Origin of the sequence: Paracoccus zhouxuedongae, from assembly GCF_041927815.1 — a bacterium.
In the GTDB taxonomy this organism is placed as follows: Bacteria; Pseudomonadota; Alphaproteobacteria; order Rhodobacterales; family Rhodobacteraceae; genus Paracoccus.
Map to the genome: position 1 here is coordinate 280,621 of NZ_JBHFHM010000001.1, position 13,349 is coordinate 293,969.

At 67.0% G+C, this 13,349-nt stretch carries 11 protein-coding genes; 8 read left to right on the forward strand and 3 right to left on the reverse strand.

The window, feature by feature from the left end; translation table 11 throughout:
* Nucleotides 1–667: 667 nt before the first annotated feature.
* From mraZ to murD, 8 genes are read left to right on the forward strand one after another with little or no spacing between them, the layout of a single operon-like run.
* Nucleotides 668–1,162, forward strand: a complete 495-nt coding sequence (gene mraZ, locus ACEYYA_RS01520) for a division/cell wall cluster transcriptional repressor MraZ (RefSeq protein WP_374796854.1) — start codon at nucleotides 668–670, stop codon at nucleotides 1,160–1,162.
* Nucleotides 1,163–1,164: 2 nt separating this feature from the next.
* Nucleotides 1,165–2,145, forward strand: a complete 981-nt coding sequence (rsmH, locus tag ACEYYA_RS01525; RefSeq protein ID WP_374796856.1) for a 16S rRNA (cytosine(1402)-N(4))-methyltransferase RsmH — start codon at nucleotides 1,165–1,167, stop codon at nucleotides 2,143–2,145.
* On the forward strand, nucleotides 2,145–2,492 hold the full coding sequence (ftsL, locus tag ACEYYA_RS01530) for a cell division protein FtsL (protein ID WP_374796858.1): 348 nt from the start codon (nucleotides 2,145–2,147) through the stop codon (nucleotides 2,490–2,492). The genes rsmH and ftsL overlap by 1 nt, the downstream gene beginning before the upstream one ends.
* A complete protein-coding gene (locus ACEYYA_RS01535; RefSeq protein WP_374796860.1) occupies nucleotides 2,489–4,270 on the forward strand; it encodes a peptidoglycan D,D-transpeptidase FtsI family protein in 1,782 nt (593 codons plus the stop codon). Before ftsL ends, ACEYYA_RS01535 begins: the two co-directional genes overlap by 4 nt.
* Before the next feature lie 35 nt (nucleotides 4,271–4,305).
* Nucleotides 4,306–5,790, forward strand: a complete 1,485-nt coding sequence (locus ACEYYA_RS01540; protein WP_374796862.1) for a UDP-N-acetylmuramoyl-L-alanyl-D-glutamate--2,6-diaminopimelate ligase — start codon at nucleotides 4,306–4,308, stop codon at nucleotides 5,788–5,790.
* Complete coding sequence (locus ACEYYA_RS01545; RefSeq protein ID WP_374796864.1) at nucleotides 5,787–7,232, forward strand: UDP-N-acetylmuramoyl-tripeptide--D-alanyl-D-alanine ligase; 1,446 nt, start codon at nucleotides 5,787–5,789, stop codon at nucleotides 7,230–7,232. The genes ACEYYA_RS01540 and ACEYYA_RS01545 overlap by 4 nt, the downstream gene beginning before the upstream one ends.
* Entirely contained in the window at nucleotides 7,232–8,314 is a 1,083-nt protein-coding gene (gene mraY / locus ACEYYA_RS01550; RefSeq protein WP_374796866.1) for a phospho-N-acetylmuramoyl-pentapeptide-transferase, read from the forward strand. The genes ACEYYA_RS01545 and mraY overlap by 1 nt, the downstream gene beginning before the upstream one ends.
* 57 nt (nucleotides 8,315–8,371) lie before the next feature.
* The gene (gene murD, locus ACEYYA_RS01555; RefSeq protein WP_374796868.1) at nucleotides 8,372–9,772 is read left to right on the forward strand and encodes a UDP-N-acetylmuramoyl-L-alanine--D-glutamate ligase; all 1,401 of its coding nucleotides are present in this window, start codon (nucleotides 8,372–8,374) and stop codon (nucleotides 9,770–9,772) included.
* 25 nt (nucleotides 9,773–9,797) lie between these two features.
* Here the strand turns inward: murD and ACEYYA_RS01560 are convergent, their stop codons facing one another.
* The 3 genes from ACEYYA_RS01560 to pyrC all read right to left on the reverse strand — a co-directional run bounded on the left by ACEYYA_RS01560 (nucleotide 9,798) and on the right by pyrC (nucleotide 13,211).
* Nucleotides 9,798–11,318, reverse strand: a complete 1,521-nt coding sequence (locus tag ACEYYA_RS01560) for a replicative DNA helicase (protein WP_374796870.1) — start codon at nucleotides 11,316–11,318, stop codon at nucleotides 9,798–9,800.
* Nucleotides 11,319–11,478: 160 nt separating this feature from the next.
* A complete protein-coding gene (locus ACEYYA_RS01565; protein ID WP_374796872.1) occupies nucleotides 11,479–12,159 on the reverse strand; it encodes an orotate phosphoribosyltransferase in 681 nt (226 codons plus the stop codon).
* Nucleotides 12,156–13,211, reverse strand: a complete 1,056-nt coding sequence (gene pyrC / locus ACEYYA_RS01570; RefSeq protein ID WP_374796874.1) for a dihydroorotase — start codon at nucleotides 13,209–13,211, stop codon at nucleotides 12,156–12,158. The genes ACEYYA_RS01565 and pyrC overlap by 4 nt, the downstream gene beginning before the upstream one ends.
* Nucleotides 13,212–13,349 lie beyond the last annotated feature (138 nt).

Here is a 13,349-nt window from a genome sequence, read left to right on the forward strand (position 1 = left end):
GTCACCGGTGGCGCTTATGTGTGCGGTAACGCTGCCGTGCAGAAAATCGCTGTCCCGAACGCATGCGGTGGGGGCGGGTGGGCGATTCCCTTTTCGCGACGCGCGGGGCAAATTGCCCGTGCGCGCGCGAATCATCTGGTGCGGATGGCGTTCGGCCCGGGCACACCTGGTGCGCCGCAAGGGTGCGATCGGCGAAAAGTCGCGCATCCTTAGTTGTCGATGGGAAAGCATGGGTGGCGGTATGGGACGGGATGGGAAACAACATATGGGGGTTGTTATGGGTGTGGCGTCTATATCTGCCTGCGCCCGACCGGTCGGCCCCATCTAATCCCTTGTCGCGCCGCAAAAATCCCGGCTTCATCCCGTCTGGTGGCCAAATATTTCCATTGCTTCCCATGTTTTCCCATGGCATTCCTGAGTCACGGAAAACGGGCAAGGGGCAGCAAGACCCCACCGGCGAGAGCAGGTTTCATACAGGCACCCGATTTTCCGGCATGACGATCCGGCCGCGCATGAGCAGCACCTTCCCCAGGTGGCGCAAAAAACCGGACGACCCCGCAAGGGGCCCGCGAAGGGAACGAGGGCGGCGGATCGGGCAGTGGCAGCAGCCCGATCCGCCGTTTCCTTTTGCGGCGGATGGGACAGGACGGGACGGGAGCAGCGGCCGGTGGCGCGCAGGTTCAGAGGATCAGAGACCTACAAGGTCGACGGCAAGGGCAGGGTCTCGATCCCGGCCCGGTTTCGCCGTGTGATCGAACAGGGTGATCCCGAATGGGAAACCGGCAAGCGCCCGCAGATCCTGATCGTCTTTGGCGATGACCACCAGAAATGCCTTGAACTTTACACGATCGAGGCGGCCGAGGAAATCGACGCCCGCATCAGCCGCCTGCCGCGCGGCTCTGCCCTGCGTCGCCGCGCCGAGCGCAAGATGAACGCCTATGCCTATGAGGCCGAGATCGACGAGGAGGGCCGCCTGGTCCTGCCCGCGAAGCACCGTGACAAGATCGGGCTGACCGATCAGGCCTATTTCGTCGCAGGCTCTGACACGTTGGAAATCTGGAACCCCGACACATTCGCCGTGGTCGAGGCCGAACTGGATGCCCGCGATGCCGAGGAGCTGCCGCTCGGCGTCGACATCCTGTCCTTGCTGCCGGATCTGTGATCATGGGGTCGGCGCCGCATATTCCGGTGCTGATCGACCCGCTGATCCGTGCCGTCGCGCCGGTCGCGGGGCATTGGGTCGATGGCACCTTTGGTGCGGGCGGCTATGCCCGCAGACTGCTGGATGCCGGGGCTGACCTGCTGACAGGTATCGACCGCGACCCTTCGGTCTTTGCCATGGCCGCGCCCTGGGCCGGTGACTACGGCGACCGGCTGCGACTGGTCGAGGGCACGTTTTCCGATCTGGATGATCTGGCGGGCGGCCCGGTCGATGGCGTGGTGCTGGATCTGGGCGTGTCGTCCATGCAGCTTGACCAAGCCGAGCGCGGCTTTTCCTTTCAGAAGGACGGCCCCCTGGACATGCGGATGGGCGGCGACGGGCCATCCGCCGCCGATCTGGTCAACAGCGCCGATGAGGGCGTGCTGGCCGATGTGCTGTATCATTATGGCGAAGAGCGCGCCTCGCGCCGTATCGCGCGCCGCATCGTCGAGGCGCGGCGCACCGCGCCGCTGACCACCACCGCCGAGCTGGCGGCACTGGTCGAATCCTGCCTGCCGCGCCCCAAACCCGGCCAAAGCCACCCCGCCACCCGCGCCTTTCAGGCAATCCGCATCTGGGTGAATGACGAGTTTGGCCAGCTTGTCGCCGGGCTTGAGGCGGCTGAGCGCGCGCTGAAACCCGGTGGTCGGCTGGCGGTCGTCAGCTTTCACTCGCTCGAGGATCGGATCGTCAAACGCTATCTGGCCGAGGCCGCGGGCGAGGTGGGGCAGGGCAGTCGCCACGCCCCGGTGCTGGACCGCCCCGCCCCCGCCTTCCGCCTGCTGTCGCGCCGCGCCATCGGCCCGGATGACGCCGAACTGGCCGTGAACCCGCGCGCACGCTCCGCCAAGCTGCGGGTGGCCGAACGCACCGAGGCTGCGGCCACGCGCCGCGACCGCACCACGCTGGGCTTGCCCGGCCCGATGCTGAAAGGACGGATCTGATGCGTGGCTTTCTGCTGGTCCTGGGCACGCTGGTGGTGCTGGCGCTTGCGTTCTGGGCCTATAATGAGAACTACCGCACCAAGGCCGCCATCGACGGGATGACCCAGGTGCGCCGCGACATTGCGGGCCTGCGGGAATCCCTGGGCGTGCTGCGGGCCGAATGGGCCTATCTGAACCGGCCTGAACGCTTGCAGGAACTGGTAAACCTGAACTTCGACCGGCTGCAACTGCTGCCGATGGATGCCGCGCAATTCGGCAGTGTCGAACAGGTGGCCCGGCCCGCGCCGCCCGCCGAACCGACCCCCGAAGCCACCCCCGAACCCACCCCCGAGGAGGCGAGCCAATGACCCGTCTGCCGCTGCGCCCGCTGGCCCGCATCCTGAAGGCCCGCGAACAGGGCGAAAACCCCGACGTGATCGAACGCGAAAACCGCGCGATCCGATCCGAGCCGGTGCGCGAACGCGCCTGGCTGCGGGCCGAGGCGCGGCTGGTGCTGCTGGCGATCGTGTTCCTGGGGGCCTTTGCCACGGTCGGGCTGCGGATGGGGGCGATGGCCTCGGCCCGGCCCGAGGAGCCGCGCAGCCAAGTCTCGACCAACCAGATCCTGACGCAGCGTGCCGACATCACCGACCGCCGTGGCCGGGTGCTGGCCACCAACCTGGCGACCCATTCGCTGTATGTTCAGCCGCGTCTGATGGTCGACCCCAAGCGCGTCGCGCAGGAACTGATGGCGATCTTCCCCGATCTGGATGCCGAGCGCCTGACCCGGCAGTTCACTGACGGGCGCAGCTTCATGTGGGTGAAAAAGACCATCAGCCCCGAGGAAATGCAGGCGGTCCACGACATCGGTGACCCCGGCCTGCTGTTCGGCCCGCGCGAGATGCGGATCTATCCGAACGGCACCTTGGCCGCGCATATCCTGGGCGGCGCGCGGTTCGAAAAGGAAGACGTGTCATCGGCCGAGGTGGTCGGCGTCGCGGGCGTGGAAAAGTCGTTCGACGTCTGGCTGCGCGATCCTGCCAACAATGGCGCGCCGCTGGCCCTGTCCATCGACCTGCCTGTGCAGCACGCGATGGAGGACGTGCTGTCGGGCGGCATCAAGCTGATGGGCGCCAAGGGTGCCGCCGGCGTGCTGATGGAGGTCAAGACCGGCGAGATCCTGGCGATGGCCAGCCTGCCCGACTTCGACCCGAACCGACGCCCCAGCCCGCTGCTGAAGGGCGACCCGTCCGACAGCCCGCTGTTCAACCGCGCGGTGCAGGGGCTTTACGAATTGGGGTCGACCTTCAAGATCTTCCCCGTCGCACAGGCGCTGGAGCTGAAGCTGGTCAACCCGCGCACCCAGGTCTCGACCCGCGGGCCGCTGCGGATTGGCCGCTTCTCGATCCGCGATTTTCACAATTACGGCGCCAGCCTGTCGGTGACCGATGTGATCGTGAAATCCTCGAACATCGGCACCGTCTCGGTCGCGCGGATGATCGGGGCGGAACGGCAGCGCGCCTTCCTGGGCCGACTGGGACTGATGGAGGCCACCCCGGTCGAGTTGATCGAGGCCCCGACCGCCCGCCCGCTGGTGCCGCGCCGCTGGCCCGAGGTGACCTCGGCGACTGTCGCCTTTGGCCACGGCCTGTCGGCCAGCCCGCTGCATCTGGCCGCCGCCTATGCCACGCTGGCCAATCGCGGGCAGCGCGTCACGCCGACCATCGTGCATCGTGACAGCCACCCGCAGGGCGAACAGGTCGTGTCGCCCGCCGTGGCCGCAACCACCGTCGAATTGCTGCGGCAGGTCGTGGTGCGCGGCACCGCGCGCGGCGCCGAGATCGAGGGCTACAAGGTCGCGGGCAAGACCGGCACCGCCGACAAGCCGCGCCCGCAGGGCGGCTATTACGACAACAAGGTGATCGCCACCTTCGCCTCGGTGTTCCCGGCGGATGATCCGAAATATGTGCTGGTCGTCAGCCTGGATGAACCCACCGGCACCCTGGGCGGCGGCGAAAGCCGGGTGGCCGGGGCGACCGCCGTGCCGGTCGCCGCGCAGGTGATCCGCCGCGTCGCGCCGCTGCTGGGGCTGCGGCCCGAGGTTGAACAGGGCAAGGGCGGTAAGGTAAAGGTCGCCGGAAACTGACGCCGGGACATTACCCGGACAGGCTGGGGGCAGACATGACAGGGCAGGCAAAGACGCTGGCGGATCTGGGATTGACCGCGCGCGAAGGGCGCGAGGCGCAGATCACCGGGATCTCGGTCGACAGCCGCACGATCAAGCCCGGTCATCTGTTCGCCGCACTTCCCGGCAGCGCCGTGCATGGCGCCGAGTTCATTCCCTATGCGCTGCGGATGCAGGCCGGCGCGATTCTGACCGACCGGGCGGGGGCCGCGCAGGCTGCCGAAGCGTTGAAGGGCGCGACCATCCCCGTGGTGGTGGCCGAGGACGCCCGCGCCGCGCTGTCGGGCGCGGCGGCGCTGTGGTTCGACCGTCAGCCCGACACCGTGGTCGCCGTCACCGGCACCTCTGGCAAGACCTCGGTCAGCCAGTTCACCTTGCAGATCTGGCAGGCGCTTGACCTGCCCGCCTGCGCCATCGGCACCATGGGCGTGACCGGCGATTTTCAGGCGCCGCTGGCCCATACCACGCCCGAACCCGTCACCCTGCACCGCATCCTGGCCGAGGCGGCGGCGGCCGGTGTGACCCATGCGGCGATGGAGGCATCCAGTCACGGGCTGGATCAGCACCGGCTGGACGGGGTGCGGCTGAAGGCTGCAGCCTTCACCAACTTCAGCCAGGATCATCTGGATTATCACAAGGATTTCGACAGCTATTTCGCCGCCAAGGCGCTGCTGTTCGACCGGGTGCTGCCCGATGATGCGCCCGCCGTCATCAATGCCGACGACGACCGGGGCCGTGAACTGGTGGCGCGGCTCAAGGCGCGCAGCCAGCCGGTCTTTACCATTGGCCGGGCCGAGGGCGCTGACGCCCGCATTCTGGGGCAACGCTTTGACGCGACCGGCCAGGATGTGCTGGTTGACTGGCGCGGCGTGACCGAGCGGCTGCGGCTGAACCTGATCGGCGGGTTTCAGGCAGAGAACGTGCTGGCGGCGGCGGCGCTTGCGATGCTGTCCGGCTCGCCGCGCGATCAGGTGCTGGCCGCGCTGCCGCGGATGCGCACCGTGCGTGGCCGGATGGAGTTGGCCGCGACCCGCGCCAATGGTGCCACGGTCTTTGTCGATTACGCCCACAAGCCCGGCGCGGTGATCGCCGCGCTGCAATCGCTTCGCCCGCATGTGATGGGCCGGATCGTGGTTGTGCTTGGCGCGGGCGGTGACCGCGACCGTGGCAAGCGTCCGCTGATGGGGCAGGCGGCGGCGCAATATGCCGATGTGGTCTTTGTCACCGACGACAACCCCCGCACCGAAGACCCCGCCGCGATCCGTGCCGAGGTGATGGCCGGGGCCGGTCCCGACGCGACCGAGGTGGGCGACCGCGCCGAGGCGATCCTGCGCGCCGTCGATGCGCTGCAACCGGGTGACGCGCTGCTGATTGCCGGCAAGGGCCATGAAACGGGGCAGTATATCATGGGCAATGTCTATCCCTTTGACGATGCGGAACAGGCGTCCATCGCCGTGGCCGCACTGGATGGTGTGCTGTGAGCCTGTGGACATCCGCCGCGATTGCCGCCGCCACGGGCGGGCACGCGACCCGCGATTTCGATGTGCAGGGCATCGAGATCGACAGCCGCAAGGTGGCCCCCGGTGAATTGTTCATCGCTTTGGCGGCGGCGCGCGACGGCCATGATTTCGTGGCCGACGCCCTGTCCAAGGGCGCGGCGGGGGCGCTTGTCAGCCGCATCCCCGACGGGCTGGACGACACCGCGCCGCTGGTCATCGTCGATGACGTGCAGACCGCGCTTGAGGATCTGGGCCGCGCCGGGCGGGCGCGGATGGCGGGCCGCGTGATCGCTATCACCGGGTCCGTCGGCAAGACCTCGACCAAGGAAATGCTGCGCGCGGCACTGACCGGGCAGGGCGCGATCCATGCCGCCGAAGCCAGCTACAACAACCACTGGGGGGTGCCGCTGACGCTGGCGCGGATGCCCGCCGCGACGGACTTTGCGATCATCGAGATCGGCATGAACCATCCGGGCGAGATCGCGCCGCTGGCCGCCATTGCCCGCCCGCATGTGGCGATGATCACCACCATCGCCCCCGCCCATCTGGAGGCGTTCGACAGCATCGACGACATCGCCCGCGAAAAGGCCGCGATCTTCTCGGGGCTGGAACCCGGCGGTGTCGCGGTAATCCCGCAGGGGCTGGGGACGACCCCGGTGCTGATGAATGGCGCGGGCGCGGCCCGGATCATCGGCTTTGGCACCGGCGTGGATGACGACTGGCGGCTGACCCGCGCCACGCCCGCGCAAGGCCGCATGGTGATCGAGGCCGAGGCCGCCGGGCAGCCGTTCGTGTTCAAGCTGGCCACCACCGGTCGGCATTTCGCGCTGAACGGTCTGGGCGCACTGGCGGCCGCCGATGCGGCGGGGGCTGATGCTGCGATTTCGGCCATTCATATCGCCGATTGGCAGCCGGTCGCCGGGCGCGGCCTGACCGAGCGGATCGTGCTGGATGCCGCCGATCCCGCGCTGTCGTTTGACCTGATCGACGATGCGTATAACGCCAACCCCGTCTCATTGGCCGCGGCGCTTGAGGTGCTGGCGACCGCTACCCCGCGCGACGGGATCGGGCGCATCCGCAAGGGCCGCCGCATCGCCATTCTGGGCGACATGCTGGAACTGGGTGCCGATGAGATGGCCCAGCATGAGGCGATGGCCGATCACCCCGCTTTGGCCGATGTGGCGGTCGTGCATTGCGTGGGGCCGCGCATGTTCAAGCTGTGGAACGCCCTGCCGCGCGACAAGCGGGGGGAATGGGTGCAGGCGGCGACCTCGCTCGCGGCGGTCGCGGGACGGCTGGTGGATGCGGGCGATGTGGTGCTGGTGAAAGGGTCAAAGGGCATCCGGGTGTCGCTGGTCGTGGATGCATTGCGAAAACTGCGGCAGGGCGAAACCCTGACCGCAGGATCAGAGGGAACTGCCTGATGCTGTATTGGCTGTCGAGTTTTTCGGAAGGGGGTGACCTGTTCAACCTGTTCCGATACATCACCTTTCGCGCCGGTGCGGCCTTTTTCACCGCGCTGATCTTTGGCTTTCTGTTCGGGCGGCCGCTGATCAACTGGCTGCGCATCAAGCAGAAAAAGGGCCAGCCGATCCGCAGCGACGGACCCGAGGGGCATTTCGTCAAGGCGGGCACGCCCACCATGGGGGGCCTGCTGATCCTGTCGGCGCTGCTCGTCTCGACCCTGCTGTGGGCGCGGCTGGACAATGCCTATATCTGGATCATCCTGGCCGTGACCTATGGCTATGCGGCGATCGGTTTTGCCGATGACTATGCCAAGGTGACCAAGCACAACACCAAGGGCGTGTCGGGCCGGGTGCGTATGGGGCTGGGGCTGGTGCTTGCGGCGATGGCGGGCGCGGCGGCGGCATGGGTGCATCCCGACGCGCTGACCGGGCAGTTGGCGCTGCCGGTGTTCAAGGATGCGCTGATCAATCTGGGCATCCTGTTCGTGCCCTTTGCCATGGTGGTGATCGTCGGCGCGGCCAATGCGGTGAACCTGACCGACGGGCTGGACGGCCTTGCCATCGGGCCGGTGATGATCGCAGCCGGCACGTTCGGGGTGATCGCCTATATGGTCGGCAACGCCAATTTCGCCAGCTATCTGGGCGTGCATTTCGTGCCCGGCGCGGGTGAGATATTGATCTTTGTCGCGGCGCTGATCGGCGGCGGGCTGGGCTTTCTGTGGTATAACGCGCCGCCTGCGGCGGTGTTCATGGGCGATACCGGCAGCCTGGCCCTGGGTGGCGCGCTTGGGGCGATTGCCGTGGTGACCAAGCATGAAATCGTGCTGGCCATCGTCGGCGGCCTGTTCGTGGTCGAGGCGCTGAGCGTCATCATTCAGGTGATGTATTTCAAGCGCACCGGGCGGCGGGTGTTCCTGATGGCCCCGATCCACCACCATTTCGAGAAGAAGGGCTGGGCCGAGCCGCAGATCGTCATCCGCTTCTGGATCATTGCCCTGGTGCTGGCGCTGATCGGTCTGGCGACGTTGAAGCTGCGGTAAGCGCCGGGGGCTTCGCGCCCCCGGACCCCCGCGGAGTATTTGGAAACAGGGGAAAGCATGATCGCGGTGCAGGGTTACAAGGGCGCGAAGGTGGCGGTGCTGGGTCTGGGGCGGTCCGGGCTGGCAACGGCGGCGGCGCTTGTCGCGGGCGGGGCCGAGGCTTTGTGCTGGGATGACAGCCCCGAAAGCCGCGCCAAGGCGGAAGGTCTGGGGCTGGCCGTGCATGATCTTTCGCGCGAGGGGGCGTTTGACGGTGTGGCCGCGCTGATCGTCAGCCCCGGTATCCCGCATCTTTATCCGCGCCCGAATCCGATCATCGCCCGTGCGATGGCTGCGGGGGTTGCGGTCGACAATGACATCGGGCTGTTCTTCCGGTCGCTGGGGCGGGCGGACTGGGCGCAGTTCGACGTGCCGCCGCGCGTGGTCGCGATCACCGGCTCGAACGGGAAATCGACCACGACCGCGCTGATCCATCACATCCTGCATCAATCCGGGCGGCCGACGCAGATGGCGGGCAATATCGGGCGTGGCGTGCTGGACATCGACCCGCCGGGCGAGGGCGAGATCGTGGTGCTGGAACTGTCGAGCTATCAGACCGACCTGGCCCGCGCGCTGTCGCCCGATGTGGCGGTGTTCACCAACCTCTCGCCCGATCATCTGGATCGCCATGCCGGGATGGGCGGCTATTTCGCGGCCAAGCGGCGGCTGTTTGTCGAAGGCGGGCCGTCGCGCGCGGTGATCGGCGTGGATGAGGTCGAGGGTGTGTTCCTTGCCAATCAGATCGCCGAGATGGCGGGGGATGACCGGGTGATCCGCGTCTCATCCGCGCAGAAGCTGGGCGACTGGGGCTGGTCGGTCTTTGCGCGTAAGGGCTTTCTGGCGGAATGGCGCAAGGGGCGCCAGGTGGCCAGCATCGACCTGCGCGAGGTCCGCGGCCTGCCCGGCGCGCATAACCATCAGAATGCCTGTGCGGCCTATGCGGCCTGCCGGTCGCTTGGTCTGTCCCCGCGCGAGATCGAGGCCGGTTTCCACAGCTTTGCGGGCCTGCCGCATCGCAGCCAGACCATCGCCGAGATCGGTGGCGTGCGCTATGTCAACGACAGCAAGGCCACCAATGTCGACAGCGCCGAAAAGGCGCTGGAGGCGTTTCAGAGCATCCGCTGGATTGCCGGAGGGCTGGGGAAAGAGGGCGGGATCGGTGCCTTGCGCGGGCATCTGGGCGCGGTGAAGAAGGCCTATCTGATCGGCCATTCCGCGCGGGATTTCGCGCTGGAACTGGGTGATCTGCCGCATGAGATCTGCGAGACGATGGACCGCGCCGTGGCCCGTGCGGCGGCCGAGGCCGAGGCGGGTGATACCGTTCTGCTGGCCCCGGCGGCGGCAAGTTTCGACCAATATCCGAACTTCGAAAAGCGCGGTGAGCATTTCGCGGAACTGGTCAAGGGCTTGCAGGGGTAAGGCCGTTGCGCCGCGGATTGCGCGGTCAGAAACCCTCGCCGCCGTCGCCCTGATAGGGGCGCGCCAGATCGCTGAACCGGGTGAACCGCCCCTCGAACGCCAGTTCGACCGATCCGATCGGGCCGTGGCGCTGCTTGCCGATGATGACCTCGGCCTTGCCATGGACCTTTTCCATCAGCGCCTGCCATTCGGCCATCTTGTCGATCTGGTGATCGGCGGGCTTTTCGCGTTCGCGGTAATATTCCTCGCGGAACACGAACATCACGATGTCGGCGTCTTGTTCGATCGACCCGGATTCGCGCAGGTCGGAGAGTTGCGGGCGCTTGTCCTCGCGGGATTCGACCTGGCGCGACAGCTGTGACAGGGCGATCACCGGCACCTCCAGCTCCTTGGCGATGGCCTTCAGGCCCTGGGTGATTTCGGAGACTTCGTTGACGCGGCTGTCCTTGGCACTGGCCGGGCGGACCAGTTGCAGATAGTCGACGATCACCACATCCAGCCCATGCGTGCGCTTCAGCCGCCGGGCGCGGGCGGCCAACTGGCTGATCGGCAAGGCGGGCGTGTCGTCGATATAAAGCGGCGCCTTTTCCAGCGATTTCGCGGCCTCGACAAAGCGGCGGAAGTCGGTTTCGGGCATGTCGCCCTTGCGGATGTTTTCCGACGGCACTTCGGCGGCTTCCGACAGGATGCGGGCCGCAAGCTGTTCGGCCGACATTTCCAGGCTGAAAAAGCCGACGACCCCGCCCTTGACCGCGCCCACCGAACCATCGGGCCGGGTGCCCTGCTGATAGGCCTTGGCGATGTTATAGGCGATGTTCGTCGCCAGTGAGGTTTTCCCCATCGACGGCCGACCGGCCAGGATGATCAGGTCGGATTTGTTCAGCCCGCCCATCTTCTTGTCCAGATCCGTCAACCCGGTCGAGATCCCCGCCAGCCCGCCGCCGCGCTGATAGGCGGCAAGCGCGATGTTCACCGCCTCGGTCGTCGCCTTCAGAAACGACTGAAAGCCGCGCTCGGTCGTGCCCTGTTCGCCCAGCGTATACAGATGCTGTTCAGCCGTGACGATCTGATCAGAGGGGTCGCTGTCCACCGCAACCGTCTGGGCGCGGGCGGTAATGTCCTGGCCCAGACCGATCAGCGCGCGGCGCAGCGCGTGATCGCGGATCAGTTGCGCATAATCGCGCGCCGCATAGGCCGCGATCGCCGCCCCCGCCAGACGCGCCAGATAGGCCGGGCCGCCCAGTTCCTTCAGCCCCTCGTCATCCTCCAGAAAGCTCTTGATCGTGACCGGGCTGGCCAACGCGCCCTTGTGGATGCGGGCGGCGGCGATTTCATAGATGCGCCGATGCACGGGGTCATAGAAATGGTCGGGCTTCAGCAGGCCCGCCACCTTGTCCAGCACCTCGTTATTTGTCAGCAGCGCGCCCAGAAGCTGCTGTTCGGCCTCGATCGAATGCGGCAGCGGGTTCTGGTCCGGGGCGGCGTCTGGCGAGGCGGGCAGGCCGGCGGGCTGGCGGGTCTGGGGCAGGGCGCGAATGTCGGTCATCTGGGTCTCCGTCGCTGCCTTCCTAAAAGGCCGGGCGGGGCGCGGCAAATTGTATAAATCTGTGGAAAACCCGCGGGCGCGGGTTCGGTCGGCCAAGGCCGCGCGGGCCTTGGGTTTTTCGTCAGCGGCGGTGCGGGCGGAAAAGCGCCGACTGCGGCCCTTACCGCGATTGGCGCGCCTCTTGCCAGGCGCGCGGCGCCTTCAGGAAGGATTCGACCTCGGCCAGGGTGGCGTCGTCAAAGCTGCCCATGTCGCGGGCGGCCGCCAACACGTCCCACCAGGTGCACAGGCTGTGCAGCGTCACGCCCGCCTCGGCTAGCCGCGATTCGGTATCCGGGAAGATGCCATAGCTGAAGATCACGGCGGTATGCGCGCAGGTCGCCCCGGTGTCGCGGATCGCCTGCACGAAGGACAGCTTGCTGCCGCCGTCGGTGGTCAGATCCTCGACCAGCAGCACGCGGTCGGCCTCGGTCATGACGCCTTCGATGCGGGCGTTGCGGCCGTAACCCTTTGGCTTCTTGCGCACATAGGTCATCGGCAGGGCCAGGCGTTCGGCCACCAAAGCGGCAAAGGGAATGCCCGCGGTTTCGCCCCCGGCGATGTTGGTAAAGGCCTCGATCCCGGCGTCGCGCATGACCGTGGCGGCCATGAAATCCATCAGCATCGAGCGGATGCGCGGATAGGAAATCAGCTTGCGGCAGTCGATATAGGTCGGCGAGGGCAGGCCCGAGGCCAGGATAAAGGGTTCCGCCGCGTTGAAATGCACGGCCTTGATCTCCAACAGCGCGCGGGCGGTCAGGCGGGCGATTTCGGACCGGGGGGGGAAGGTGGCGGGGATCATGCGGTGGTCCTTTCGGCGACGCGCCAGAAAATCGGAAAACCGGGGTCGAACACGGTGACCGGGCCGGCTCCAGTGTCGATTTTCGCGGGGAAATGGCTGGGCTGGTCGGATTTTTCCAGACGGATAAACCCTTTGTTCACGGGTAGCCGATAAAAATCGGCGCCATGTTTCGACGTGTAATCGCCCAGCTTGTCCAGTTTGCCCGCCGCCTCAAATACATGGGCCAGCAGCGGCAGGGTGTTGGTCGCGGTAAAGCAGCCCGCGCAGCCGCAAGCGCATTCCTTGGCCGGATCGGCATGGGGCGCGCTGTCGGTGCCCAGAAAGAAGGTCGGATCGCCCGAGGTCGCGGCCTCGACCAGGGCAAGCCGGTGGCTTTCGCGCTTGGCGACCGGCAGGCAATAATAGTGCGGCTTGATCCCGCCAACGAGGATGTGATTGCGGTTGATGATCAGGTGGTGGGTGGTGATCGTCGCCGCCAGATCCGGGCCGCCCGACCGCGCGTAATCGACGCCATCCTTGGTCGTGACATGCTCCATCACCACACGCAGACCGGGCGTGGCCCGCCGCACCGGATCCAGCACACGGTCGATGAAGACCGCCTCACGGTCGAAAATGTCGACGGCGGTGTCGGTCACTTCGCCATGCACACACAACGGCAGGCCGATCTCGGCCATCACCTCAAGCGCGGGGCGAACACGGTCGAAGTTCACAACGCCCGACGCCGAATTGGTCGTTGCACCGGCCGGATACAGCTTGACCGCGCGAATGATCCCGGCGGCCGCCGCCGCGCGCAGGTCGTCCGGGTCGGTGTCCTCGGTCAGATACAGGGTCATCAGCGGGGTGAAGGCATCCGCCGCCGGAATCGCCGCGCTGATCCGGTCGCGATAGGCTGCGGCCTGTGCACCCGTGACGACCGGTGGCACCAGGTTCGGCATGATGATGGCGCGGGCGAAATCGCGGCTGGTTTCCGGGGCGATCCCGGCCAACATGGCGCCGTCGCGCAGGTGCAGGTGAAAATCGTCGGGGCGCGGAATCGTCAGGGTCTGGGTCATGGGACGGAGTTACACCGGGGCACGGTGCAAATCCAGCGGTTGCAGCAGGCGATGGTCAGGTCGCCCACGGGGCGGCTTCTCGGCAGCAGCGGCGGGCATGGGCACCGCGACGTATTAGACCGGATGGTTCGTGCGCCC

Excerpts from the sequence above, each read along its gene's own strand:
- rsmH (WP_374796856.1), top strand. The coding sequence starts at position 1,165 with ATGGGGTCGGCGCCGCATATTCCGGTGCTGATCGACCCGCTGATCCGT.
- ftsL (WP_374796858.1), top strand. The coding sequence starts at position 2,145 with ATGCGTGGCTTTCTGCTGGTCCTGGGCACGCTGGTGGTGCTGGCGCTT.
- ACEYYA_RS01535 (WP_374796860.1), top strand. The coding sequence starts at position 2,489 with ATGACCCGTCTGCCGCTGCGCCCGCTGGCCCGCATCCTGAAGGCCCGC.
- ACEYYA_RS01540 (WP_374796862.1), top strand. The coding sequence starts at position 4,306 with ATGACAGGGCAGGCAAAGACGCTGGCGGATCTGGGATTGACCGCGCGC.
- mraY (WP_374796866.1), top strand. The coding sequence starts at position 7,232 with ATGCTGTATTGGCTGTCGAGTTTTTCGGAAGGGGGTGACCTGTTCAAC.
- murD (WP_374796868.1), top strand. The coding sequence starts at position 8,372 with ATGATCGCGGTGCAGGGTTACAAGGGCGCGAAGGTGGCGGTGCTGGGT.
- ACEYYA_RS01560 (WP_374796870.1), bottom strand. The coding sequence starts at position 11,318 with ATGACCGACATTCGCGCCCTGCCCCAGACCCGCCAGCCCGCCGGCCTG.
- ACEYYA_RS01565 (WP_374796872.1), bottom strand. The coding sequence starts at position 12,159 with ATGATCCCCGCCACCTTCCCCCCCCGGTCCGAAATCGCCCGCCTGACC.
- pyrC (WP_374796874.1), bottom strand. The coding sequence starts at position 13,211 with ATGACCCAGACCCTGACGATTCCGCGCCCCGACGATTTTCACCTGCAC.